The sequence below is a fragment of the Lactobacillus porci genome (assembly GCF_009695985.1).
Lineage (GTDB): Bacteria > Bacillota > Bacilli > Lactobacillales > Lactobacillaceae > Lactobacillus > Lactobacillus absianus.
Genome location: NZ_VUMX01000016.1, coordinates 23,928 through 47,833, shown reverse-complemented (window position 1 = coordinate 47,833; position 23,906 = coordinate 23,928). Strand labels below are relative to the sequence as shown.

The following is a 23,906-nucleotide window of genomic DNA, read 5'->3' as shown; positions in this document are numbered from 1 at the left end:
TTCAGCTCTTTTCTCTAACTTGCTGTTCATGGACATAGCGGCGGTAGTCAGGAACTTGCTCCATCAGTTCATCATGACTGCCACTGGCAATAACCGTTTTATTTTTAATAAAGTAGATCCGATCACTATTAACGATCGTCGCCAATCTGTGAGCAATCGTAATCTGGCCGCAATTCTTGGTCCGCCTTAATTGATCCAAAGCAGTCATGATGATTTTCTCAGTGTCCGCGTCCAAACTCGACGTTGCCTCATCTAAAATCAGAAACTTAAAATCACGCAGGCAAGCCCGGGCAATCTGCAGCCGCTGTCTTTGTCCGCCGGAGAGCCGCGCCCCGCTCTCGCCCAGCAGACTGTCTAACCCTTTCGGCAATTTTTTCACGTATTCCTCCAAACGCACCATCGCCAAAGCCTCCCAGAGTTCCTGATCCGGCGCTTTCCTGTTTAAGCCCAGGGTCAAATTATCGCGGATGCTTCCTGAGATAACAGTGTTCTCCTGGAGCACGACGCTGAAAAAGCCGCGCCACTGGCGCAGGGAAAAATCCGTGCTGGCTTGGCCGTTTAAGCTGATCCGGCCCGCGTCAAGCGGATACAAGCGCGTGATGACGTTGGCCAAAGTGCTCTTGCCGGCCCCCGTCGCGCCAACTAGGGCAATTTTTTCGCCGCTTCTGGCTGCTAAATTAACCTTTTCCAGGACTGGCAGATCCTGGTAGGCGAAGCTGACCTGATCAAGCTTCAGCAGGCTGCTGCCTTGTTCAAGCACTTGCTGGCCTTTTGCCTGGTCTTCAGCGGCTTCACCGATGATTTCGCTGATCTTGCGCGTGGCGCCCAGCATTTGCTTGCGGTCAGAGTAAAAGAGCGCGACATTGTTGATTGGACCAATAATTTGGAAAAAGTACATCATAAAAGCCCCCAAGGTCCCGGTTGACAGCGAGCCTGTTTTCACCCTAATCGCCCCATAAAGGACTACGGCCATGATCAAGCAAAAAGACAGCATCGACTGCAAGGGACCAATCATGGCCGTGATGCGGTCGGCTTTCAGGGACAAGCTGAACAGCTGGTTGATTTCCCTGGTATTTTTGGCAAGCACGTCACTCTCCGCGTTATTCAATTTAACGGTCTTGATCTGCTTGATGCTCTCACTAGTGACCCCAGTCAGAGCGGCCAGGCTGCTTTGGCTTTGGTCAGCGATCACTTCGCTGATTTTTCCTAAAGGAACGGTTACCAGTCCGTCAATAGGAAAGACCAGCAGCATGAGCAGGGTCAGCTTCCAGTCCAAAGAGAAGGTGATGAGCATCGTGCCCAAGATAGTCAAGCTGCCCGTCACCGTTGCCGGGATCGTTTCGGTCAAAAAGCTTCTCAGTACGTTGACATCGTTGATGATCCGGCTAGTCAAATTGCCGCTGATCTGCTGGTCAAAATATTTCTGCGGCAGGCGCAGGACCTGCTTTTGAAGACGCAGGCGCAGCTGGCGGACTTGCCGGTCGCCCTCGCTGCTGATCAAGTAATCGCTCAGCGTGCTGATCAGGAGGTTGCCAATAAGGATCAGCCCGCCCAGCAGCAAGACTTTTTTAGAAAGGCCTGACCAGGCGAACTGCTTAAGGTTAATAAAATGGCGAACCAGCAGGGGAAGCCCCAAATTCAGCAAACTGGCAATTATGCTTAGCAGGATGCCGCCCAGCAAGCGCGGCGTGATCCTCAACAGCTTCATGGCTTAACGTGAATCGAAAAGTGGCTGTGGCTGTCCGGGCACATGATGCTGATATGGCTATGGGCATTTCGCCAATTCCATTGTTTGCTCCTTGGCTGCTCCAATTCTTTGAAGGCTTGGCTCAGCTCTTTTTCAATCATCAAAATGTAATTTTCCATGAGATCGCCTCCCTTAACGTCTACAAATTCAGATTTATTTCAAAAATCAAGCCCAAATATTGAAGTGAATTCGATCACACAGGATACTTATATTACTGTGGCTCCCACCCCTTGTTCTTCTGTGTTTTTTAGCCCGAAGACTAGTGGTAATTCCCTGTAAATTCAATACAGGATTGTTTTCTGTTTGAAAATTTTGAGTATCTGTATTCATAAGCATTTCCTCCCTTAAAATCTACGTTTCCTGTTATATGCTTTTCCAGCTTGTTTTGAAAAAAAGATTTTGAGCGTTGAATTTCAAGCCTTGAGCGTCACGGCCGTTGCACTTTGCTATGGGCTGCTTTAATATAGCTAACAGCCATTCAATGACGCACGTATTTTTAGGGAAAAATAAAATGATCAACAACCTGTTCAACAATCTCGCTTTTAACCCGTACCTTTTCTCGGTCCTTCTAGCCTTTACCCTTGCCAGCGTAAGGCGGTCTGACCTGCTCCTTTATCCTCTGTTGCTGCTCCCGGTGCTCTTTGACTACCAATATGTCCTGGCGGCCATCATTGCCGTGCAATTAATCTCCCAGCTTTTTGCGCGCGGACGGGTCAACATCTTGAGCAGGCTCTTTTTCTATTATTTGGTCTTGATCCTGTACCCCATCCTGGGTGAGCTCTTCGGCTGGCTCGTCCAGCTGCTGGCCTACTCTTTTACCCACCGCCTGCTCGATCACCTGGCCATCAACTTGGTCTGTTTCATTCCAGAAATCTTGATCTGCCTGCTTTTTTACCTTTTGAAACAGCACTTTGCTTTAAATCTGAAAAAAATTGCCGCTGACGTCAACGCTAATCCCCAGTTTTTAAACTTGCTGGTCTGGATCGTTTGGTCCTTCCTGCTGGTCACCTACGCGATTTGGACCATGATTGAAGTATTCGACATCGCTTCCTCGGTAGAACTAGGCTTGATGCTTATCGTGCTTTTGCTGATTACGGTCCTCTTTTTCAATCTTTACCAGGCAATTCAAGAAAATCAGGAAATTATGGCCACGCGGATTCAAAAAGCGGAAATCCAGCAGATTCAGGAATATTCCGCCCGCTTGGAAGAGGCAAACATTGCCTTGCGCAAGGCGCGGCATGATTACAAAAACAGCCTCCTGGCGCTAAACGGCTACCTGCTGACTGCCGACGTCGCCGGGGCCCGCGAGTACCTTGAAGAGCTAGTCGCTGACAACAAACGCCTGCAAGAAGCCGCCAATTCAATGACTCTGGAATTGGCCAACTTGCAAATCAAAGAACTGAAATACCTGATCATCGATAAGCTGCAGCAGGCCCAGGATCAGGGCATCCAGACCAAAGTTGAGATCAACAAGCCAATTGCTGCTCTGCCTGCAAATATCGTGAACATCATTCGCTGCGTTGGCATTTTTTTGGACAATGCGACTGAAGCCTGCCAATCACAGACAAACGCGCGAATTAACGTCTTGCTGACCAAATATTCGGGCAATAACTATTCCCTGATCGTGCAAAATACCATTTCCCAGCCAGTCAACATCGCCAGGATTCTAAAGCCAAGGGTAACAAGCAAACAGAATCATGACGGGCTAGGGCTTGATAACGTCAACGAAATCGTTAACAGCGACCCGTCTTTGTCCTTGGAAATTGAGCAAAACGCCAGCGAAATTTCATTTGAACTAGTAATTCAGAAGGGGGCCGACAGATAATGCTAGCCATCATCATTTTGGAAGATAACGCTGCTGAACGCGAAATCATTCAGCAAATGATTGAAAACAGAATTCAGATCAACGAGACGCCAGATGCTTATGACGCCCGCGTCGTCTTGAGTACTGGCAAGCCCCGCGACGTATTGGCCTACATTGAGCAGCATCAAGACCTTAACTACCTGGCTTTTTTAGATATCGACTTAAAGACAAGCCTCGATGGAATTGAGGTCGCCAGCCGCATCAAAAACATCGGCATTTTGAGCCAAATCGTCTTTGTCACCGCCGACGCGGCCGCCCTGCGCTTGACGATTCAGCGGCACGTTGAGCCCTTGGACTATATCACCAAAGACTCGTCCCCTGAGCAAATTCAGCAAAGAATCCATGAAACGGTCGATACAGCGTATAAGCGGTACCGGCTGACTATGGGCTCAGCAAATCAGACGAGCTATTTTACTTACAGTAAAATCCGCAATTTCGTCGAAAAGATTCCTCTTGCTGACCTGTATTACATCAGCATTCAGCCGAAAAAGTACAAGACTTTACGCGTTTACGCCAAAAATAGGATCTTTGATTGCCTGGGCACGCTCAAGGATTATGAAAAGCGGTATCCGAGCTTGGTCTTAGCCGACCGGCAAAGTCTAATAAATCTGGATGCAGTACAAAATTACGACGAAAAAAAGGGCATCGCCTATTTTGATCAAGGTGTTGCCCATTCCGTAGCCGTCCGGCGGCGGCGGTCAATCATGCTAAAATTGAATGCCACAAAAAAAGAGCCGTGATCAGCTCTTTTCAGATCCTCAACCAGTTCTTGATCCGGACTGGTATTTGGATTGTTAAGAATTACGATCTCAGTTCCGTGTCTTTGACAGAAATCTTCAAACCAGTCAAAACCAAAACGAGTGAAGCGGTCTTTATACGTGATAAAGATTTTGGCGATTCTCTTGTCTTCCACGTCCTGCAGAAGCCTATTCCATTTAGGGCGGCGATAATTGAGGCCACTCCCAATGTCGCTGATTCGCTCATCGAGGATGACTCCTTTGGCGTTGCAGTACTGGGTAATAAAATCCATCTGATTTTTCAGATTTTTTTCTGTCCTTGTGAAGAGACACGTGCATAGGCAACGTTCTTCCACTGATCTGGTACTCCGAGAAGTCTGTTGAGCTGTTCTTCAGTATAGTTCGGATTGGCCAAGGCTTGGTTGCGATACTTGGTACACCAGACGATGTGGTAATTGAGGTTGTATGCGTAGCCTCGTCCATGGGTGATATCTGGCTCATCATTTCTGAATTCGTATTTAACTATATGAGTCGTGCCTTCTTTCGGCATTTGCAGTTCTTTAGCTATTTATATTATATCGTATGCCGAACTAATGTTCATGTGCTAAAGCAAAAAAGGGGGCGATTCAACTCGGCATTGAAATGCCAAGTTTTCTCGCCCTCAACGTAATAAAAAGGTCGGCTAAGGATGCCTTCGCACATCTCTTGCTGCGTCAACCCTAGTTCCAATCTTTTTTTACGCAGTGCTTCGCCAATTTTCATCAAATCTTCCCTTTCGTCAAAAAAAGGACTGTTAGCTAGCTAGTTAACAGTCCTTTTATTAAACGATTCCATATTTTCTGCTGCTGACTTATCATTCTGATAAACTGTCAATAGATCGATATTACAAAAAAACTTTATTTATCTTTGCAAAACGCTGATAAATAAAGTTTAATCGTAAACAAAAATCTGTATAATGCTGACTAGAGGATTCGAACCTCCGACCCCTTCATTACTAGTGAAGTGCTCTGCCAACTGAGCTAAGTCAGCAACTCTTGTGCCTTAGCACAGTTATTAATTTAACCATTAATTGCAGATTTTTGCAAGTCTTTTTGGCAATTTTTTTATTTTTTCGGCTTATTTGCGCCGAAAGAACTAAAATCAGCAAGGAGGAAAAATATGGAAAAATTTACCGGCATACCTGTCAGCTTTCAACTGGTCTGGCTTCTGCGGATCCTGCTGTCCGCCTTTTGCGGCGGTCTGATTGGCTTTGAGCGGGCAACCCAGAGAAAGAGCGCGGGCCTGCATACTCACGTCGTGGTAGCCATTGCCTCCACCCTGTTTTCTATCGTCTCCAAGTATGGGTTCTACGACATGCTCACTTTCAGCAACGTTTCTTACGATCCATCGCGAATCGCTTCTTTGACGGTCACGGGAATCTCCTTTATCGGTGCCGGGACCATCCTAGTCCATAAAGAGCAGATTTCCGGATTGACGACCGCCGCGGGACTCTGGGCCACTTCAGCCATCGGAATCGCGATTGGGGTTGGCCTTTACTGGGTTGGAATCGTGGCCGCCGTCCTGCTCCTGCTCGTGCAGCGCTTTTTGCGGGAAGAAACGGTCCTCAACCTGCTCCGCAAGGTCAGCATCAGCCTCTTGATCGAAGCCAGCAACACGCCCCATATCCTGGAAACCATTCAAAGCGAACTGGAGAAGAACGAGGTTCACCAGCTCAGCATCAAGATCATCAGCGTCTCTGACGACCATGTCCTTTTCAGCTGCGATGGCGAAATCGCCAGCCGGATCGATGAAAACCAGATCATCATGAACCTGCGCAAATACCCAGATATCAAGCGCATCACTTACTCGCCCGGCAGCAAGTAGCCCTCACGTGAAAAAAACTGACAGAGTGATAAAACATTTCTCTATAAAGACTTAGCTGACAAGGAGGCATTAACATGAGCTTGTACTAAAAAATTGAAATCATGTGTTTTTAATCGTGAATCGGGGCAAAGAAGTAGAAAATTGCCGCCAAAATCACCAAGTACGCTACTTGCACGCCGGCCGCGAGCTTAAGGGTCTTTTCCATCCCCCGCATGGCCGGATCCTGCCGTTGGCTGTACAAGTACACCAGTGGCAGCCAGCCCAACAACGGCCAGATAAAGCTTAAAACCAAAAGCAGAGCCATCCAAATCGGCTTAATCGTTTCGATTTTCATTACACTTAGGCGCGCGGAAACCTTCGATTTCAATCGAGGGATGAGCGCGCCGCTCTCCTTTCTAATTCTTAAATATTTTTAAAGAACAATTCCCAGTCTTGTTTTCACTAAAAAACATAGTATGCTTTTTTAGTGAAAGGAGGTAAAGGCTATGGAAATTTCTTTGACTGTTAAAGCTCACATCAAAGTAGCCAACTCTGCCGATGCCAAGTCACTGGCTGACAGCATGGAAGTCTATCGGCTGGGATGCAACTTTGTTTCTCAGTATGTTTTTGACCATGACTTTGAGCTAGTACAGGCCAAGTTAAACAAGGCACTCTATTCTGACTTGCGACAGAAATTCAATCTCAGGTCGCAAATGGCACAGTCTGTCTTGAAGACCGTTATCGCAAGATACAAGGCCGTCCAGACTCAACTGGAAAACAAGCCCTACAAATGTCATGACGTCTACGCCGGAAAAGACGAAGGCTACTACAGTATCAAACGTGATCTTGACTGGCTCTGGAAGCCCATCTTTTTCAAGCGCCCTCAGTTGGATGAAGTCAGAAACCGGGACTACTCTTTCAAAAAAGGAAGCAAGGCTGTCCAAAATTTCAATGAAAAAGGCATCATTGTTTCAGTCAATACTCTTGACGGACGCGTTGAATGTGAAATATGCGCCCCAGGCTTCGAAAAGTACCTTGACGGCACATGGACTTTCGGAACTGCCAAGATTCTTAGATCCGGCAAGCACTGGTTTATGCACATCAGCGTAACCAAATCTTTCCCTGATTATGAGACTGAGCAGACCCGCCATGTAGTTGGCATTGACCGTGGCCTGCGGCAGATCGTCACCTGCTATGACGAAAAAGGCAAAACCCTCTTCAGAAGTGGCAAGGCTATTGCCCGCAAGCGGCAGCACTACAAAGAGTTGCGCCGCCATCTGCAGATCAAGAACACCAAAAACTCAAAGAGACGCATTCGCAAACTCGGTGATCGAGAGAACCGCTGGATGAATGATTACAATCATTGTTTGTCTAAGACACTCGTTCGCCATTACGGAGCTGATACTCTTTTTGTTCTTGAAGATCTTACTGATGTGACCTTTGACACGGTCTATAATCGCAAGAATGAAAACAGGTATGAGCACCATTCCTGGTCTTTCTATGATCTTGAGCAAAAGCTCAAGTACAAGGCGCATCTGAATGGCAGCGAAGTCGTCAAAGTTGATGCTCACTACACCAGTCAGCGCTGTCCTAAGTGTGGCCGGATTCTCAAGGAGAACCGTGACCATGGCTTGCATATGTACATTTGTGACAGATGCGGCTATCGTTCCAACGATGACCGTATCGCTGCAATGAACATCCAGACACTGGGGACGATGTACGTCAGTGGCGTGCCTAATCCATCGTATCAGAGCAAACGCGGCACAAGCGACGCCAAGAAAGCCAAAAACAAGAAATCAAAGAAACAAACAAATTAGAGCAGTGCGTACACGTGCTGTTCTGCCGTAGTTAATCAATCTGCGGGAGCATCTGAGGTCCGCCAAGGATGCTTGAGAAGCGACAGCGTAAGCCTTCGGGCTTGGCTATGGGAGAACTCTCTTCGGGGAGTTTGCTTGGACCACGCTAGTTAGTCGCAAACCTCCGACCTCGGTCGGGGGTAGTTGATTCCGCTCACTCCTTATAAAATACACATCTAAAATCATCAAATAAAAAGCGAGAACTTACTATACACTTTGTTTTCACTTAGTATACACTGTCATTATACTCCCCCTACCGATAAACGTTAATGAAAAATTAGAAATAAATTAGCGCATAAAAACGATGTATCACCATGTATCTATTGAAAGCCTTCCCCGCCCCGCTTTTTGGACAATAATGTACAATGTTAGCTAAGGAGGTTTTTGTGATGGCATCAACATTAGACTATCTGCGCTGGCGCGGCGATCTGACCTTCAGTGAACGGCGCTTCAACAGCCTGGACGCTTCCCTCTTTGCATCCCTGGCCTACCTGCACTTTGACCCCAGCGTGACGGGCCACTCCTTAAAAGAGGTCTGCGAGACTCTCTACCGGCAGCAAGATCCCAAACTCCTAGACCCAAAGGATAAAACGGAGCTGCTGCTAATCCCGCGCTCCCCGCGCTATGCCAACATTGAGATCCTCGACTGGGTCAACAAGATGGAAGCCGAGCCTGAACCGATGCAGTTCAACGCGGGCGCCTTCCGGCTGGACAAGTCAACGATCATTGTGGCTTTCCGCGGAACCGACCAATCCATGATCGGCTGGAACGAAGACATGATCATGAACTACACGCCCGAAATCGAGGGACAGAAGGTCGCTGCCAGATACCTGGACAAGATCGGCCGCGCCTTTCCCCATGACCGCATCTTCGTCACGGGCCATTCCAAGGGTGGCAACTACGCCCACTATGCCCTGGCTTTCGCTGACTCCGACATCCAAGAACGGATCATCCGCACCTACAGCTTCGATGGCCCCGGCTACAGCCAGGAGGTCTACACCTACCCTGGCTTTCAGCAGGCTTTGGACAAGATGAAGACCTACATCCCCGAAAGCTCGATCATCGGGACCATGCTGGACCACCCTGAGCGCGTCCTGGTCGTCAAGTGCACCATGCCGGCCACCAACCAGCACGATCCACGAACCTGGAGCGTGGGGCGCGACAGCTACGTTCTGGCCCCTGACGGCTTGACCAAGACAGCCCGGATGATCCGCCACTCCCTGATCCAGTTCAACCACAACATCCCCAACAGCAAGCGGGGACAGATGTGGTCGGCCCTTTTTGACGCCTTTGGCAGCCTGGACATTACCAAGATTGACCAGATCACCGGACTTACAGGGACTTATCGCTTTGGCCGCGCCTACCTGGCCATGGATCCGGAAATGCGGGCCATCTTCCGCCAAATCTTCAACAGCATCATTGAAACGGCCCGGCAGAGCTTCACCCTCCCCTTTGCCAAGCCGGCTGAAGACCCTCTGGAAAAAGTCAAGCACTTCAACGACTCCCGTCAGGGCCCCATCTTTTTTGAGGCTTACGACCTTTCCCAAGACTAATGCCCTACGACACTCATCTAACTTAGATGAGTGTTTTTTTTCTTATTTTTAGGAACCGATTTTCGAAAAAACGGCCCATTCAAGCAAGCGCCAGCCGGCGGAACTTATTATTCTAGTGTCAGCTGGTACTTAGCCCGGTCCTTGCGGACCTTCTTCCAGTGATAGAGGTTTTCATCCGCGGAATTGATGATCCGCGTCAGGCGGGCGTCCTCATCCACGTAAGCATAAGCCTTCCCGTAAGAAAGCGTGACGTGGTCCGCGATCCCGTCCAGCGGCTGGGCCGCGATCGCCAGGCGCAGGTCTTCCATCCGCTTGGAAAAAGCAGGAGGGGCCAGCTTGGTCATGACGATAAACTCATCCCCGCCATAGCGGTAAGACTGCCCGTCAAAAAAGCGGCGCAGGGTAGCCCCCGTGAGCTGAATCACCTTGTCTCCGGCCACGTGCCCGTAAGTGTCGTTGAAACGCTTGAAATAGTCGATGTCCATAATGGCCAGGCAGATGTCCTCCCCCTGCAGCTTGTCAAAGTCCCGCAGCAGGCTGTAGCGGTTCTTCAGGCCAGACAGCTCGTCATAAAGCGAGATCTTCTGCAGCATGTCGTAGCTCTCCGCGTCCAGAATCGTGGCAAAAGCCGTCAGACAGAGGGCCAGGACGAAGGTGTCGATCCGGGTCGCGAAGCGGTAGTCAATATAGTTGGCCAAAAGCAAAAACAGCCCCAGTGCCACGACCGCCGCGTAGCGGTTCTGGAAGTCATCCTGGTGGATGGTCGCGGTCACGATGATCATGACCACGTAGACCGCCGCGTACAAAAGGCCGATCCAGCTCCAGGGGCCGCTGACGTACTCACTGCGGCTGGAGATCAAGTAGACGTGGTCGCGCAAAGGCGGCACCAGCAAGAAGGCGACAAAGACCAGCAGCGGAATGGCGCAGGCCAGGACCAACTTCTTATCCGCCTGCCGGCTGGTCAGGCGCAAGAAGAACAAAAAGACGAAGAAGACGGCCACGGCTTGGGCAATGCTGGCCAGCAGGTTGGCAAGCACGACCAGTCTGTACTCGTCAACTCGCCCGTCCACGCGCAGAAACACGGAGTAGGTCCGGCAGACCGCATAAACGCACACTGCTGCCTCAGCATGCATTAAGGCCTGCGTTGAGGGCCGCTTGTCTTTGATGTAGATTGTTTGGAAGATCAGCAGCAGCAGCGTCAGCATCCCCGCTGGCACGTCGTACTCCAACAGTATTTCAGGTATCATTGGCTCACTTCTTTGCTTATTGATGATTGCTTATCTATCTCTTATTTTAATTTTTTCATGAAAAAATTAAAGGACAAACAGCTTCCGCTCCAAACAAAAAGGACCTGCAACAAAATCTGCAAGTCCTTATCAATTAATTTTCAGGCTGGTCGAGGATGTTGGAGAAGCGGTTGTAAGGCTTGGAGAACATCAGCTTGGTGGAGCCTCTGCGCCCGGAACGGTTCTTCTCGATGATGACTTCGATCTCGACGTTTTCCGGGTCGTCCCCGTCCTTCTTGCCATCGCCGTCGCCGCCATCTTCATCGCGGTAGTAGTCTTCTCTGTACAAAAAGCCGACGATGTCGGCGTCCTGTTCGATTGACCCGGATTCACGCAGGTCAGACAGGATCGGCCGCTTGTCCTGGCGCTGCTCAACCGACCGGGACAGCTGGGACAGGGCAATGACCGGCACGTGCAATTCCTTGGCCATCTTCTTCAATTGCCGCGAGATCGCGGAAACTTCTTGCTGGCGGGATTCGCTTCTTGGCCCTTCAATCAGCTGCAAGTAGTCGATCACGACCAGGCCCAGCTTGCCCTCCTGCTTTTGCAGGTTCAAAGCCTCTGAACGGATCTCGCTGATCTTGATCCCGGGCGTGTCGTCAATAAACAACGGCGCCTTGCTCAAGCCGCCGGCCGCCAGCTCCAGGCGCGACCAGTCCTCACTGTCCAGATTCCCGGTCCGCAGGTGCTGGGAGTCAATCAGCCCCGTTGAGGCGATCAAGCGCTGCACCAATTGCTCGCCTGACATTTCCAGCGAGAAGACGGCGACCGGCTGGCGCCCTTCCAAGGCCACGTTCTTGGCAATGTTCATCGCGAACGAAGTCTTACCAACCCCGGGCCGGGCAGCCAAGATGATCAATTCATCTTCGTGCAAGCCCGTCGTCATCTCATCCAGTCCCTTGAAGCCCGTCCTAAGCCCGGTAACGGTATCGTGGTTCTTGGCGTTCTCGGTGATCTGACGGACCGCCTCTTTAACCAGTTTCTCGATGTCATGGAAGCCATTGCTGCCCCGCTGGCTGGAGACGTTCATGATCTCGCTTTCGGCGTCAGACAGGATGTCTTCTACCGGATCCGCCCCCTGGACGGCATTGGTGATGATCTTCTGGCTGGCATTGATCAGATTGCGCAGGACTGACTTCTGATGGACCAGCTTGGCGTAGTCCTTGACGTGGTAAGAGGTCGGCGTGGCCCCCAGCAGGTCGGTAATGTAGGAAATATCCCCAATCTCATCCAGCTGCCCCCGCCGCTCCAGTTCCGCTTGGATGGTTACCGGGTCAATGGACTGGCCCTCGTCAGCCAATTTGAGCATGGCCGAATAGATGATCCGGTTGGCGTGGTCATAGAAGTCGGTGGCTTCCAGTACCGCGCTGACGTCGTTGATCGCTTCCGGATCGATAAAGATTGCCCCCAGGACGGCCTTTTCAGCGGCAGCGTCATGCGGGACTTGTTGTGCAAGCAGATTATCCATGAGTCTCCATCACATCTTCCAAATCATTAACAAAAATCCGCTCTGGCCCGGCCTTTTCCGGCTTATTCTTCAGTAATGTGCACCCGCACCTTGGATTCAACGCCCTTGAAGAGCTTGACTGGCACGTTGGTGTAGCCCAGGGCCTTGATTGGCTCTGGCAGGTTCAGCTTGCGCTTGTCAAGCTTGATGCCAAACTGCTGGTCCAGAGCGGCCACGATCTTCTTGCCGGAAACTGAGCCGAACAGGCGGGCATCTGCGCCGGCCTTGGACTTCAGTTCAACGACCGTGCCGTCTGCTTCCAGCTTGGCCTTGATGGCTTCGGCTTCAGCCTTTTGAGCCTCGTATTCGGCCTTTTCGTTGGCTTCCACCCGCTTCAGGGTGTTCAGGTTGCCCTTGTTGGCTTCCTTGGCCAGGCCGCGCTTGATCAGGAAGTTTTGCGCGTAGCCGTCTGGCACGTCCTTGACTTGTCCCCGCTTGCCGCGGCCCTTAACGTCTTGCATAAAAATAACTTTCATGAGTCCTTCTCCTTTGCTTGTCTCTTATCTTTCTAGTATTGCCATTGTTTCCTGCCGGCCTAGCTGTTTTCCTGCAAATACTCGTCGATCGCGGCCAGCAGCCGCTTGCAGGCCTCTTCAACCGACACGTCCTTCAGCTGCGTGGCCGCGTTGGACAAGTGGCCACCGCCGCCCAGCTTCTCCATGATCACCTGGACGTTGATATGACCCATCGACCGGGCGGAAATCCCAATCGTGTCGCCGGCGCGTCTGGTGATGGCAAAAGAAGCCGAGACCCCTTCCAAATCCAGGGCCGTATCGGCCGCCTGGGCCGTCAGGATTGGGTCGATGACCTTGTTTTCCGGCCCCTGCATGACCGCCATCTTTGGCCGCAGCATCTGCAGGCTGGCCACCAGGTGGGTTCTGACCAGGAAGCTGTTGATGTCTTCCTTCAACAGCTCGGACACGGTTGCCGAATTGGCCCCAATGGAGCGCAGGTAGCTTGCCGCGTCAAAGGTTCTGGTCCCGGTCCGCAGGGAGAACTCCTTGGAGTCGACCGTGATCCCGGCCAGCATGGCCGTAGCTTCCAGATTGGTCAAGACCCGGTTGCCGTCCGCCGGCTGCTGGTATTCAACCATTTCAGTCACCAGTTCGCTGGCTGATGAGGCATAAGGCTCAACATAGGTCAGCATTGGGTTCTCTGGGAATTCCTCCCCCCGCCGGTGGTGGTCGATGACCACGATCCGGTTCTTCAAACGGTCGTAAAGCGGCTGGTCGTAGGTAATGGAGTACTTGGAGTGGTCCACCATGACCAGCAGCGAGTTGTCAGTCGCTTCCAGATTGGCTTCTTCCGGATCGATAAACAGGTCCAGGTCCGGGCTGGCTGCCTGCATCTTCTTGACCAGGCGGTCAACGTCGTAGTTGCAGTGGGCGGTATCCAGCAAAAAGCGGGCCTTGACCCCATGCAGGCGGGCAATCTTGACGACCCCGATCCCGCTGCCGACAGAGTCCATATCAGGCCGCTGATGCCCTTGAACGAAGACTTGGTCAGCATCCTTAAAGAGCTCACTGAGGGCCTGAGAGACCATTCTAGCCCGGACGCGGGTCCGTTTCTCCATGGGATTGGACTTTCCGCCATAGAATCTGGCCATCTGGCCCAATTCCCGGAGGACGACCTGGTCGCCCCCCCGCCCCAAGGCCAGGTCCAGGTTGGCCTGGGCCTGGTTGGCAATCTTGCGCAGGGAGTCGCCCCCATAGGCGATCCCGACGGACAAGGTCAGGGGCGTGTTGTTGCGGCTGGTTTCCAGACGGATCTTGTCCAAGACCGAGAACTTGTCGTCTTCCATGGCCTCCAGGTCATGCAGGTGGGTCAAGAGCAGGAAGTGGTCCTCATCGATCCGCTTGAGGTAGGCCCTGAACTTCTTGGCGTAGTCATTCAAGGTCGTCTGCAGGTAGGTGCTGGTTCTGGCCAGCTCCTGGTCATGCATGCGCTCGCTCAATTCATCGTAGTTGTCAATGAAGATCTGCCCGATGGCCAGGCGCTCGGCCTTGTACTTGTCGGCAATGTCCGCGTAGCGGGTAATGTCCAGCAGGTAGATGACCCCAATGCTGTCTTGGACCACCATTTCGAACTGGTGACCATCCCACTTGACGACCTTGCTTTCCGAAGTCTTGGCGTTCAAGGCATCTTCCAAAAGCTGCCCCAGGCTCTCATCGACCTCCCCGATGGTCTGGCCGATGACGTCCTTTTCACCCAAGTAGAGCTGCAGGTAGGGGTTGACCCATTGGATCCGGCGCGATTCGTCATAAAGCAGAATCCCCAGCGGCATCTTGATCATGGCTTCCTGCTCCCCCCGCTTGATCCGGTAGGACAGGTTGGCCGCGTAGTTGTTGGTGTTCTTTGCCAGAATGTAAATGCCGAAAACGACCCAGAACAGGGAGAAGACAAAGATCAGCAGCAGTGCCACCCCAAAGATCCGGTTGATAAAGAAGGCAAAAAAAGTGCTGAGCAGTTCCAAGACGATGATGGCGATGACCGCCACCGTCAGTCTGCTGTCCCGCACAAACTCTGGCAATTCAAGTTTGCGTAAAAATTGCTTCATAAAATTCTTCCACGTTAAAAAGTAGATTAAACTATTTTCTATTATAACCTACCAGGAGGGAAAACAAAAAGGACCAAGCATTCTCTTGGAATGCTCAGTCCTCTTCTTACGTATTGTGATCCGCACGTCAGAAGACTTAGTCTTCAGCTACGAATGGCAGGAGACCCATGATCCGGGCTCTCTTGATAGCGTTGGCAACCTTGCGTTGGTTCTTAGCGCTAGTACCAGTGACACGACGTGGCAAGATTTTACCTCTTTCTGAGATAAAACGTTTCAACAGATCAACATCCTTGTAGTCTACGTAGTCGATGTGGTTAGCTGCGATGAAGTCAACCTTGCGACGACGACGACCACCTCTTCTTTGTTGAGGCATGTCTTCAGATCCTTTCTTTTCTAGATTTTAGTTAAAATGGAAGATCGTCATTTGAGACGTTGATCGAGCCGTCGGAGTTGTCAAACGGGTTGGCGTTTGACCCGGCGTTCCCGAAGTCGTCCTTCTTATTATCTTCATTCAGGCTTGAGCCGTTGCCAGCGCTTGGAGCGCTGCCTTGGCTGCTGCCAAAGGCGTTGTTGTTATTGCCGCCAAAGTCTGAGCCGTAGTTGCCGGCACCATATGCACCGCCGCCTTGGCCATAGCTGTTGCCGCCAAAACCGCCTTGTTGCTGACGGGCTTCACGCTCACGGCGTGATTCCAGCAGGGCGAAGTTGTCAACGACGACTTCCGTTACATAAACCCGCTGCCCGTCTTTGTTATCGTAGCTTCTAGTTTGGATGCGGCCTTGGATGCCGACCAAGCTGCCCTTGCTGGTGAAGTTGCAGAAGTTCTCTGCTGACTTGCGCCAGATGACACAGTTGATAAAGTCCGCGTCTCTTTGCCCATTGGCATTTGAGAATTGCCGGTCTACGGCAAGAGTGAACGTAGCAACCGAGATGCCGCTCCCAGTGGTACGTAATTCAGGATCACGTGTTAAACGGCCAACAAGTACAACGCTATTAATCATACTCATTTCCTCCTATCCTTTATTACGGAAAACTACAATTTATTTCTTGGTGGACTACTTGTCCAGCTTAACAGTCATTGAACGCAGAACTGAGTCGTCGATCTTGCTCAAACGGGCAAATTCGTTGACAGCAGCAGCGTCGTTGGCAGTAAAGGTCATGATGTAGTAACTACCTTCACGATACTTTTCAATTTCGTATGCGAAACGACGCTTGCCCCAGTCCTTAGCTTCAACCATTTCACCACCATTGTCAGCGATCACCTTAGTGTACTTGTCAATAATGGCCTTCTTTGCTTCTTCATCAACGTCTGGCTTGATGATGTAAGTAACTTCGTACTTGGTTGACATAAGACTATTGCACCTCCTTTTGGACTAAATGGTTCTTGGCTAAAATCAAGAACAAGGAGTAATTGGTTCTAATTACTCGCAATGACTAATTCTAGCACAAATAACAAAAAATTACCAAACATTTTTCCACGTGATCCGGAACTTTTTTCGTTCCATAAACTATTACACGGAAAAGTCTGGTAATTTTTTGGCTTGGAGCAAAAAGTTATTATTTTAGCTTTTAGCCCCTTATTCTTAATTTTCTTAAGTCTTATTCTTCCTCAGCCGCTTTTTCAGCCGCGTCCTCAGCTGGCACCACGGCCAGGCTGGCAACTTTGGCCTTGTCGGCTACCTTGATCAAGCGCACGCCCATGGTGGACCGGCTGGTTTGGGAGACGTCTTCGACCTTGAAGCGGATCATGATCCCATCAGTGGTGATCAGCATGATGTCGCTCTTGCCGTCAACGACCGCGACCCCAGCCAGCGGGCCGTTCTTTTCGCCAATCTTGGCCGTTTGGATCCCCTTGCCACCGCGGCCCTTGACTGGGTACTCGCTGGCAGCGGTCCGCTTGCCGTAGCCCTTCTCAGAGATGGTCAGGACTTCATCGCCTTCATTCAGGACTCCGGAGCCGACCACGTAGTCGCCTTCGCGCAGATTGATCCCGCGCACGCCGGCCGCGCTTCTCCCCATGGCCCGGACGTCTTCTTCCTTGAAGGTCACGGCGTAGCCCAGGTGGGTGGCAATCATGATCTTCTGCTTGCCGTCAGTGGTCAGGACGTTGGACAGCTCATCCCCGTCCTTGAGGGTCAAGGCGATCAGCCCGTTGTTTCTGATGTTTTCAAACTCGCTGATCTTGGTCCGCTTGACCGTCCCCAGCTTGGTGATGAAGAAGGCGTATTCGTCCTCATGTCCTTGCGCCGCGCTGACCATGGTCTGGATGTGCTCGCCCTTGTCGAGCTGGAGCAGGTTGACGACCGGCAGGCCCTTGGCCGTTCTCCCGTATTCCGGGATCTCGTAGGCCTTCTTCATGTAGACCTTGCCCTTGTTGGTGTAGAAGAAGAGGTAGTCGTGGGTGCTTGCGTAGAGCAGGTGCTCAATGAAGTCGCCCTTCTGGACGCCCATCCCCTTGATCCCCTTGCCGCCACGGTTTTGGGTCTTGAAGTCGTCAGCCAGCATCCGCTTGACGTAGCCTTGGTGGGTCAAAGTCAGCAGGACCTTCTGCTCTTCGATCAGGTCCTCGTCTTCGATCGTCACGACCTCGCTGGCCGTGATCTGGGTCCGGCGCTTGTCGCCGAAGCGCTTCTGGATGTCCAGCAGCTCATCGTAGATGATCTGGTCGATTCTTTCCGGCTTGGACAGGATGTCCTTGTAGTCGGCAATCTTGACCAGCAGCTCTTGGTATTCGCCTTCAACCTTGTCGCGCTCCAAGCCGGTCAGGCGAACCAGCCGCATGTCCAGGATAGCCTGAGCCTGGCGGTCGTCCAGGTTGAAGCGGCTGATCAAGCCGGCCTTGGCGATGTCGCTGGACTCGGAATTGCGGATCAGGGTCACGATCTCGTCAATGTGGTCCAGGGCAATCCGCAGCCCTTCCAGGATGTGGGCCCGGGCTTGGGCCTTTTCCAGGTCGAACTTGGTCCGGCGGGTGATGACGTCTTCCTGGTGGTCCAGGTAGTACTGGAGCATCTGCTTCAAGGTCAGGAATTTCGGCGTCCCGTTGACGATCGCCACCATGTTGATGGCGAAGTTGGACTGCATCGGGGTTTCCTTGAAGAGGTTGTTCAAGACCACGCTGGCGCTGGCATCCCGGCGGATGTCGATCGTGATCTGCATCCCGCTCTGGTCGGATTCATCGCGCACCCCGGTAATCCCGTCGATCACCTTTTCCCGGGCCAGCTCAGCAATCTTTTGCACCAGCTCGGCCTTGTTGACCAAGAAAGGAATTTCGGAAACGATGATCCGCTCGCGGCCGCTCTTTTCGGTCTCGATCTCGGTCTTGGCCCGGACCACGATGTTCCCCTTGCCGCTTTCGTAGGCCCGGAGCACCCCGCTTCTGCCCATTAAGATCCCGCCAGTTGGGAAGTCAGGGCCTGGAATGGCCTTCATCAGTTCCTTGGTGGTCACGTCCGGGTTCTTCATCAGCATGTGGATGCCGGAGATGACCTCAGACAAGTTGTGCGGCGGAATGTTGGTGGTCATCCCGACCGCGATCCCGCTGGACCCGTTGACCAAAAGGTTCGGGATTCTGGCTGGCAGGACGACTGGCTCGTTTTCCGTGTCGTCGTAGTTTCTCTGCCAGTCGATGGTGTTCTTGTTGATGTCGCGCAGCATTTCCACGGCAATCTTGCTCATGCGGGCTTCCGTGTAACGCATGGCGGCTGGCCGGTCGCCGTCGACGGAACCGAAGTTCCCGTGCCCGTCGACCAGCATGTAGCGGTAGGCGAAGTCCTGGGCCATGTGGGCCATGGCCAGGTAGATTGAGGAGTCGCCGTGCGGGTGGTACTTACCCATGACGTCCCCAACGATTCTGGCACTCTTCTTGTAAGGCTTGTCAGGCGTGACGCCCAATTCGTTCATCCCGTAAAGAATCCGGCGCTGGACTGGCTTCAAGCCGTCGCGCACGTCGGGAAGCGCCCGGGCGACAATAACCGACATGGCGTAGTCCAAGAAGGAGCTGCGCATAGTCTTCGTCAGATCAACATTGCGAATCCGGCGGTCTTGTCCTTGATTCTCGTTATCCATCTAATCCTCCCTTAAGCATCCAGGTTTTCAACGTATTTGGCGTTGCTTTCGATAAACTTCCGCCGCGGGCCAACCTCGTTGCCCATCAGCATTTCAAAGACCTCATCCGCGTCAGCGGCGTATTGCGGGTCTACCCGGTCCAAGCGGCGGTTTTCCGGGTTCATGGTCGTTTCCCACAATTGCTCAGGGTCCATTTCACCCAGCCCCTTGTAGCGCTGGACGATTGGCTTCGGGCTTGGCTGCAGGGTTCCAAGGTAGTCGTGCAGCTCCTCGTCGGTGTCCAGGTACTTGACCAGCTTGCCCTGGCGGACTTGGTACAGAGGCGGACGGGCAATGTAGACGTAGCCCTTGTCGATCATTGGCCGCATGTATCTGTAGAACAGGGTCAAAAGCAAGGTTCTGATGTGGGCCCCGTCGACGTCGGCGTCAGTCATGATGATCAGCTTGTGGTAACGGGCCTTGGAGACGTCGAAGTCAGCCCCAAAGCCAGTGCCCAGAGCCGTAAACAGGGTTCTGATTTCCTGGTTGGCCAGGATCCGGTCCATCGAGGCCTTTTCCACGTTCAGGATCTTCCCGCGGATTGGCAGAATTGCCTGGGTCAAGCGGCTGCGCCCTTGCTTGGCGCTGCCGCCGGCGGAGTCCCCTTCGACGATGAAGAGCTCGGAGATCTTCGGGTCGTTTGAGGTGTTGTCGGCCAATTTCCCTGGCAGGTTGGCGATTTCCAAGCCAGACTTCTTCCGGGTCACTTCGCGGGCGCGCTTGGCAGCCACGCGGGCCCGTTCAGCCAATTGCCCCTTTTCCACGATCTTGCGGGCCACTTGCGGGTTTTCCATCAAGAAAGTGGAGAAGGTTTCCGAGAAGGCCCGGTCAACGGCCGTTCTGGCATCAGAGTTGCCCAGCTTGGTCTTGGTCTGCCCTTCAAACTGCGGGTTCGGGTGCTTGACGGAGACGACCGCGGTCATCCCTTCGCGGATGTCTTCCCCGGACAGGTTGTCATCCTTGTCCTTCAGGATCTTGGCCTTGTGGGCGTAGTCGTTGACGACGCGGGTCAAAGCCGTCTTGAACCCAGCCTCGTGCATCCCCCCTTCATAGGTGTGGATGTTGTTGGCAAAAGTCATTAGCGTGGTCTTGTAGCCAGTGGTGTACTGGAGGGACACTTCCACGTCGATGCCTTCATACTTGCCTTCCACGTAGATTGGGTCGTCAAACAGCACTTCCTGGTCCCGGTCGAGGAAGGAGACGTACTCTCTGATCCCGCCCTCGAAGTGGTAGACGTCGGTTTCGGCCGTGTCCTTGCGCTTGTCGGTGAAGGTCAATTTCAGGCCCTTGTTCAGGAAGGCCAGCTCGCGAATCCGGTTCTTCAGGATCTTGTCGTCAAAAACCGTGGTTTCGGTAAAGATGTCCGGGTCTGGCCAGAAGCTGACGATGGTCCCGTGCTCAGTCAGCGGCACTTCGCCGATTTGGTGAAGCTCCTCGGTGACGCGGCCATGGTCAAAAGCAATGAAGTACTTCTTGCCATCCCGCATGACGGTGACGTTCAGCTTGGTCGACAGGGCGTTGACGACTGAGGCCCCCACCCCGTGCAGACCGCCGGAAACCTTGTAGCCGCCACCGCCGAACTTGCCGCCGGCGTGCAGGACCGTGTAGACCGTTTCTACGGCTGGACGGCCAGTCTTCTTTTCGATGTCGACCGGGATCCCGCGTCCGTCGTCTTGCACGGTCACGCTGTTGTCAGGGTTGACCGTGACTTCAATTTTGGTGGCAAAGCCGGCCAGGCATTCGTCGATCCCGTTGTCGATGATTTCCCAGACCAAATGGTGCAGGCCTTGGGAGCTGGTAGAGCCGATGTACATGCCGGGACGCTTGCGGACGGCTTCCAGGCCACCGAGCACTTGAATCTGGCTGGCATTGTACTTGTCGGCTTCTTTTTCGAATTTTTCTGCTTTTGCTTTGGCTAATTTGCTATTTTCGTCTGCCATTTACCCTTCCTCTTTTTCTTTAATCTGTCCGGATTGAATGTAGTAGATCTTAGGCTGGTCGGCTATTTCCCGGGAAATACCCGCCAGATCCGTCGTCGTGATAAAAGTCTGCGTCTGACCCTGGATAAAAGTCAGCAGAGCCCCCTGCCGCAGGTGGTCCAGTTCGCTCATCACGTCATCCAGGAGCAGGATCGGACTTTCATTGGTCAGCTGCTTGATCAAGCTGATTTCCGCCAGTTTCAAGCTCAGGGCAATCGTCCGCTGCTGCCCCTGGGAGGCATACAGGTGGGCGTTCTTGCCCCCCAGCTGGAACTCGATGTCGTCGCGGTGGGGGCCCAGCTGGGTCGTGGCCCGCCGCAGCTCATCGGCTCTGACCTGAGCCAGGCGCTGGCTGATCTTCTCCTGGATCTGCCTGGGCGCGTCCGCCTCGCTGATCTCCTTGACTGAAGGCCGGTAGATCACCCGCAGGTCTTCTCTTCCCAGGCTGATTGCCTGGTAGGCCTTGGCCGCGTAGCGGCTTAAGTCCGCCAGGTACTTGTAGCGGCGGGCAATGACCTCGCTGGCGGCTTGGGCCAGCTGGTCGGACAAAACGTCCAAAAGGACCTGGTCCTTCGCCCCGCCCTTGGCCAGCTGCTTCAAGTAGTTGTTCCGCTGCTGGAGGACCTGCCGGTACTTGCCCGCGTAGTAGAGATACTCCGGACTGACCTGGCCGAATTCCAGATCCATGAAGCGCCGGCGGATGCCAGGCGCCCCCTTGACCAGGTCCAGGTCTTCCGGGGAGAACAGGATCGCGTTCAGGTGGCCAACGTACTTGGACAGGCGGCCCTGCTCGATCCGGTTGACCCAGGCCAGCTTGCCCTTCTTGCTGATGACCAGGCGCAGGTCCAGCTCGACCTGGCTCTTGTGGACATGGCCTTCAAGACTGGCAAAGTCAGCCCCGAAGCCGATCAGCTCCTTGTCGTTGCTGGTGCGGTGCGAGCGCGTCAGCGCCAAGAAGTAGATGGCTTCCAGCAGGTTCGTCTTGCCTTGGGCATTTTCGCCCAAAAAAAGATTGACCTTGGGGTCAAAGTCGAGCTCCAGCGGCGCCAGGTTGCGAAAGCCCGCCGCCTTAAAGTGACTCAGGTACATTAAAGCCCCTTGGTCAGTTCATAGCTTTCCCCGGCAACTTCCAGCTTGTCGCCAGGATAAAGCTTCTTGCCGCGGCGGTCTTCCGCTTCCCCATTCAAGAGGACTGGATTTTCTTTCAAGTACCACTTGGCCTGGCCGCCGGAGGAAACCACGTTTTCGTCTTTCAATAATTGACCCAAAGTGATGTACTCACCGTTGATCGCTAAAGTTTTGATAAGCGTCACCTTCCACCCTGAAAAAATAAACCTTCGTTAAAACACTAATAATCCACTTATAATTATAGTCTTTTTCAGGCTAAAACTCAATCAAGACAGCCCTTTTTAGGCCCTCTGAGCGATTTTAGCCCTAACTAGTATTGGAGTACTCAACCGCCTTACAAACATTCAGAAGTGAAAAAAAGCCCCCTTTCGCCGAAAGAGGACAAAAAAAGCCGTCCAACGGACAGCTTTTCGTGATTATTAGAAAGTTCTGATTGGCGTGATCAGCTGCACGAATTCGACCCCTTCCTTGGCCGGAACGACCGTGAATGGACGCAAAGGCTCAGTGAAGTTGATCTTGACGGCATCAGCCACGCTTCTGGCGGCCCGCAGGGCAGCCTGCATGTAGTCCGGGTTGAAGGAAATGCTCAAGTCGCGGCCATCCAGGTTGGCAAAGCCGACCTTTTCTTCCACTTTGCCGATTTCCGGTGAATTGCCCGAAACGGTAACTTGGCCGTTAGCCACGTCCAGCTTCATCTGCACGGCATTGTTCCGGTTGGCGTGGGTCACCAGGCTGGCCCGGCTCAAGGTGCTGGACAGGTCGGCAATGTCGAATTGGACATGGGTCGTTGAGGAAGCTGGCAGCAGGCGGTCAACGTCTGGGTAGACCCCTTCCAAAAGCCGGGTATAGAAGTTCAAGCTGTCAATCTTGAACATGACCTGGCTGTCGCCCAGGAAGATCTTCAGTTCCGGATCGGATTCGCCAATGATTTGGGCCAGATCCTGCAAATTCTTCCCTGGCAGGATCATGGACACTTCGCTGGCTGGACCGTCTTCCGTCGCCATGGTTCTTTGCGACAGACGGTGGGAGTCGGTGGCCACGGCCTTGATGTGGTCCTGGGCAAAGGTGAAGTTGACCCCAGTCAGCGCTGGCCGGCTGTCTTGGGTGGAAACCGCGAAGACGGTGGCGTTGATCAGGTCCTGCAGGGTCTTGCCGCGAACCGAGAATGAGGCTTCATCGCTGATTTCCGGCAGACGCGGGTAGCTGCTGGCGTCCAAGCCGTTGATCGTGTAGTCGGCATCCCCGGAGACGATTTGAATCTGCAACCCTTCTTTGACCTCAAAGTCAAAAGTGGTGTTTGGCAGCTTCTTGACGATTTCAGAGAAGAAGTGGGCGTTGACGACGACAGAACCAGCTGAGAAGAAGATCAGGTCGGCATTTTTTTCGCCTTCGCTGGTCTTGGTTGGAATGGCGGCTTCAATAGAGATGTCCGTGTCGCTCCCAGTCAGCAGCAACCGGTTTTCGTCAAGGTCCAGCTTGATCCCGGTCAAAATTGGAATTGAAGCCCGGGATGAGACAGCCTTGAGGACGTCATTTAATTTATTTATGAACAAGCTGCGATCTACAGTAAATTTCATTTTTCCTCCTCGATGCTTGCATGCTCTTTTATTATTATTCTATTAAATATAAGTAGTATTAGTAGTAGGGCCTGTGGGTACTGTTGAAAAGTGACCCCAAGCCGCGGAAATACGGGATTTGGCCTGTTGCTAACCTGTGGACAACTTAAGGACTTTTCCACATGTT

The 23,906-nt window shown here is 52.6% G+C and carries 20 protein-coding genes, 1 tRNA gene and 2 pseudogenes; 5 read left to right on the top strand and 18 right to left on the bottom strand.

Going from position 1 to position 23,906, the window contains the following annotated elements; genetic code table 11:
* Position 1: 1 nt before the first annotated feature.
* Together FYJ62_RS06725 and FYJ62_RS10635 are read right to left on the bottom strand one after the other, a co-directional pair.
* On the bottom strand, positions 2-1,708 hold the full coding sequence (locus FYJ62_RS06725; protein WP_154548943.1) for an ABC transporter ATP-binding protein: 1,707 nt from the start codon (positions 1,706-1,708) through the stop codon (positions 2-4).
* Complete coding sequence (locus tag FYJ62_RS10635) at positions 1,705-1,866, bottom strand: hypothetical protein (protein WP_195837409.1); 162 nt, start codon at positions 1,864-1,866, stop codon at positions 1,705-1,707. The genes FYJ62_RS06725 and FYJ62_RS10635 overlap by 4 nt, the downstream gene beginning before the upstream one ends.
* A gap of 392 nt (positions 1,867-2,258) precedes the next feature.
* Between FYJ62_RS10635 and FYJ62_RS06720 the strand changes: the two genes are divergently transcribed.
* Positions 2,259-3,572 carry an autolysis-associated sensor histidine kinase gene (locus tag FYJ62_RS06720; protein ID WP_154548942.1) on the top strand — a complete coding sequence of 438 codons (1,314 nt, stop codon included), beginning with the start codon at positions 2,259-2,261 and terminating at the stop codon, positions 3,570-3,572.
* Positions 3,572-4,351: an autolysis-associated response regulator transcription factor gene (locus tag FYJ62_RS06715; protein ID WP_154548941.1), complete on the top strand. Its 780-nt coding sequence runs from the start codon at positions 3,572-3,574 to the stop codon at positions 4,349-4,351. Before FYJ62_RS06720 ends, FYJ62_RS06715 begins: the two co-directional genes overlap by 1 nt.
* An 11-nt stretch (positions 4,352-4,362) precedes the next feature.
* Here the strand turns inward: FYJ62_RS06715 and FYJ62_RS11110 are convergent.
* From FYJ62_RS11110 to FYJ62_RS06695, 3 genes and pseudogenes are all read right to left on the bottom strand, one after another.
* Positions 4,363-4,793, bottom strand: a pseudogene (locus tag FYJ62_RS11110) (IS607 family transposase); the annotation flags it as partial.
* A gap of 185 nt (positions 4,794-4,978) precedes the next feature.
* A pseudogene (locus tag FYJ62_RS10995) lies at positions 4,979-5,110 on the bottom strand (helix-turn-helix domain-containing protein); the annotation flags it as partial.
* Between the two features lie 194 nt (positions 5,111-5,304).
* A tRNA-Thr gene (locus FYJ62_RS06695) sits at positions 5,305-5,377 on the bottom strand.
* Positions 5,378-5,506: 129 nt separating this feature from the next.
* Here FYJ62_RS06695 and FYJ62_RS06690 point away from each other — a divergent pair.
* Positions 5,507-6,211: an MgtC/SapB family protein gene (locus FYJ62_RS06690; RefSeq protein ID WP_154548938.1), complete on the top strand. Its 705-nt coding sequence runs from the start codon at positions 5,507-5,509 to the stop codon at positions 6,209-6,211.
* A gap of 109 nt (positions 6,212-6,320) precedes the next feature.
* On the opposite strand, the gene FYJ62_RS06685 is transcribed toward FYJ62_RS06690, so the two are convergent.
* Positions 6,321-6,545 (bottom strand): hypothetical protein, encoded by a 225-nt coding sequence (locus FYJ62_RS06685; protein ID WP_154548937.1) that lies wholly within the window; start codon positions 6,543-6,545, stop codon positions 6,321-6,323.
* Between the two features lie 151 nt (positions 6,546-6,696).
* Here FYJ62_RS06685 and FYJ62_RS06680 point away from each other — a divergent pair, with 151 nt between their 5' ends.
* Positions 6,697-8,007, top strand: a complete 1,311-nt coding sequence (locus FYJ62_RS06680) for an RNA-guided endonuclease TnpB family protein (RefSeq protein ID WP_154548936.1) — start codon at positions 6,697-6,699, stop codon at positions 8,005-8,007.
* A gap of 428 nt (positions 8,008-8,435) precedes the next feature.
* On the top strand, positions 8,436-9,599 hold the full coding sequence (locus FYJ62_RS06675) for a DUF2974 domain-containing protein (RefSeq protein WP_154548935.1): 1,164 nt from the start codon (positions 8,436-8,438) through the stop codon (positions 9,597-9,599).
* Between the two features lie 107 nt (positions 9,600-9,706).
* On the opposite strand, the gene FYJ62_RS06670 is transcribed toward FYJ62_RS06675, so the two are convergent.
* From FYJ62_RS06670 to dnaN, 12 genes are all read right to left on the bottom strand, one after another.
* Entirely contained in the window at positions 9,707-10,846 is a 1,140-nt protein-coding gene (locus FYJ62_RS06670; protein ID WP_154548934.1) for a GGDEF domain-containing protein, read from the bottom strand.
* Between the two features lie 133 nt (positions 10,847-10,979).
* On the bottom strand, positions 10,980-12,353 hold the full coding sequence (gene dnaB / locus FYJ62_RS06665; RefSeq protein ID WP_154548933.1) for a replicative DNA helicase: 1,374 nt from the start codon (positions 12,351-12,353) through the stop codon (positions 10,980-10,982).
* A 62-nt stretch (positions 12,354-12,415) separates the two neighbouring features.
* The gene (rplI, locus tag FYJ62_RS06660; RefSeq protein WP_154548932.1) at positions 12,416-12,868 is read right to left on the bottom strand and encodes a 50S ribosomal protein L9; all 453 of its coding nucleotides are present in this window, start codon (positions 12,866-12,868) and stop codon (positions 12,416-12,418) included.
* A 59-nt stretch (positions 12,869-12,927) separates the two neighbouring features.
* A complete protein-coding gene (locus tag FYJ62_RS06655) occupies positions 12,928-14,949 on the bottom strand; it encodes a DHH family phosphoesterase (RefSeq protein WP_154548931.1) in 2,022 nt (673 codons plus the stop codon).
* Between the two features lie 136 nt (positions 14,950-15,085).
* Complete coding sequence (gene rpsR / locus FYJ62_RS06650; RefSeq protein WP_003612635.1) at positions 15,086-15,322, bottom strand: 30S ribosomal protein S18; 237 nt, start codon at positions 15,320-15,322, stop codon at positions 15,086-15,088.
* Between the two features lie 31 nt (positions 15,323-15,353).
* On the bottom strand, positions 15,354-15,950 hold the full coding sequence (ssb, locus tag FYJ62_RS06645) for a single-stranded DNA-binding protein (protein WP_154548930.1): 597 nt from the start codon (positions 15,948-15,950) through the stop codon (positions 15,354-15,356).
* A 54-nt stretch (positions 15,951-16,004) separates the two neighbouring features.
* Complete coding sequence (gene rpsF, locus FYJ62_RS06640; protein WP_154548929.1) at positions 16,005-16,298, bottom strand: 30S ribosomal protein S6; 294 nt, start codon at positions 16,296-16,298, stop codon at positions 16,005-16,007.
* A gap of 250 nt (positions 16,299-16,548) precedes the next feature.
* Positions 16,549-19,017 carry a DNA gyrase subunit A gene (gyrA, locus tag FYJ62_RS06635; protein ID WP_154548928.1) on the bottom strand — a complete coding sequence of 823 codons (2,469 nt, stop codon included), beginning with the start codon at positions 19,015-19,017 and terminating at the stop codon, positions 16,549-16,551.
* A gap of 11 nt (positions 19,018-19,028) precedes the next feature.
* Positions 19,029-20,996 carry a DNA topoisomerase (ATP-hydrolyzing) subunit B gene (gene gyrB, locus FYJ62_RS06630; protein ID WP_154548927.1) on the bottom strand — a complete coding sequence of 656 codons (1,968 nt, stop codon included), beginning with the start codon at positions 20,994-20,996 and terminating at the stop codon, positions 19,029-19,031.
* The gene (gene recF, locus FYJ62_RS06625; protein WP_154548926.1) at positions 20,997-22,124 is read right to left on the bottom strand and encodes a DNA replication/repair protein RecF; all 1,128 of its coding nucleotides are present in this window, start codon (positions 22,122-22,124) and stop codon (positions 20,997-20,999) included.
* The gene (gene yaaA, locus FYJ62_RS06620; RefSeq protein ID WP_326832009.1) at positions 22,124-22,348 is read right to left on the bottom strand and encodes a S4 domain-containing protein YaaA; all 225 of its coding nucleotides are present in this window, start codon (positions 22,346-22,348) and stop codon (positions 22,124-22,126) included. Before yaaA ends, recF begins: the two co-directional genes overlap by 1 nt.
* A 234-nt stretch (positions 22,349-22,582) precedes the next feature.
* Positions 22,583-23,740, bottom strand: coding sequence for a DNA polymerase III subunit beta (gene dnaN, locus FYJ62_RS06615; protein ID WP_154548925.1), 1,158 nt, complete (start codon positions 23,738-23,740; stop codon positions 22,583-22,585).
* Positions 23,741-23,906 lie beyond the last annotated feature (166 nt).

Bases quoted from the DNA above. Each gene is read 5' to 3' on its own strand.
- ssb (WP_154548930.1), bottom strand. From the start codon at position 15,950: ATGATTAATAGCGTTGTACTTGTTGGCCGTTTAACACGTGATCCTGAA.
- FYJ62_RS06690 (WP_154548938.1), top strand. From the start codon at position 5,507: ATGGAAAAATTTACCGGCATACCTGTCAGCTTTCAACTGGTCTGGCTT.
- rpsR (WP_003612635.1), bottom strand. From the start codon at position 15,322: ATGCCTCAACAAAGAAGAGGTGGTCGTCGTCGTCGCAAGGTTGACTTC.
- dnaN (WP_154548925.1), bottom strand. From the start codon at position 23,740: ATGAAATTTACTGTAGATCGCAGCTTGTTCATAAATAAATTAAATGAC.
- FYJ62_RS06680 (WP_154548936.1), top strand. From the start codon at position 6,697: ATGGAAATTTCTTTGACTGTTAAAGCTCACATCAAAGTAGCCAACTCT.
- FYJ62_RS06675 (WP_154548935.1), top strand. From the start codon at position 8,436: ATGGCATCAACATTAGACTATCTGCGCTGGCGCGGCGATCTGACCTTC.
- gyrB (WP_154548927.1), bottom strand. From the start codon at position 20,996: ATGGCAGACGAAAATAGCAAATTAGCCAAAGCAAAAGCAGAAAAATTC.
- FYJ62_RS06725 (WP_154548943.1), bottom strand. From the start codon at position 1,708: ATGAAGCTGTTGAGGATCACGCCGCGCTTGCTGGGCGGCATCCTGCTA.
- FYJ62_RS10635 (WP_195837409.1), bottom strand. From the start codon at position 1,866: ATGGAAAATTACATTTTGATGATTGAAAAAGAGCTGAGCCAAGCCTTC.
- FYJ62_RS06720 (WP_154548942.1), top strand. From the start codon at position 2,259: ATGATCAACAACCTGTTCAACAATCTCGCTTTTAACCCGTACCTTTTC.
- FYJ62_RS06685 (WP_154548937.1), bottom strand. From the start codon at position 6,545: ATGAAAATCGAAACGATTAAGCCGATTTGGATGGCTCTGCTTTTGGTT.
- rplI (WP_154548932.1), bottom strand. From the start codon at position 12,868: ATGAAAGTTATTTTTATGCAAGACGTTAAGGGCCGCGGCAAGCGGGGA.
- dnaB (WP_154548933.1), bottom strand. From the start codon at position 12,353: ATGGATAATCTGCTTGCACAACAAGTCCCGCATGACGCTGCCGCTGAA.
- FYJ62_RS06715 (WP_154548941.1), top strand. From the start codon at position 3,572: ATGCTAGCCATCATCATTTTGGAAGATAACGCTGCTGAACGCGAAATC.
- rpsF (WP_154548929.1), bottom strand. From the start codon at position 16,298: ATGTCAACCAAGTACGAAGTTACTTACATCATCAAGCCAGACGTTGAT.
- gyrA (WP_154548928.1), bottom strand. From the start codon at position 19,017: ATGGATAACGAGAATCAAGGACAAGACCGCCGGATTCGCAATGTTGAT.
- FYJ62_RS06655 (WP_154548931.1), bottom strand. From the start codon at position 14,949: ATGAAGCAATTTTTACGCAAACTTGAATTGCCAGAGTTTGTGCGGGAC.
- recF (WP_154548926.1), bottom strand. From the start codon at position 22,124: ATGTACCTGAGTCACTTTAAGGCGGCGGGCTTTCGCAACCTGGCGCCG.
- FYJ62_RS06670 (WP_154548934.1), bottom strand. From the start codon at position 10,846: ATGATACCTGAAATACTGTTGGAGTACGACGTGCCAGCGGGGATGCTG.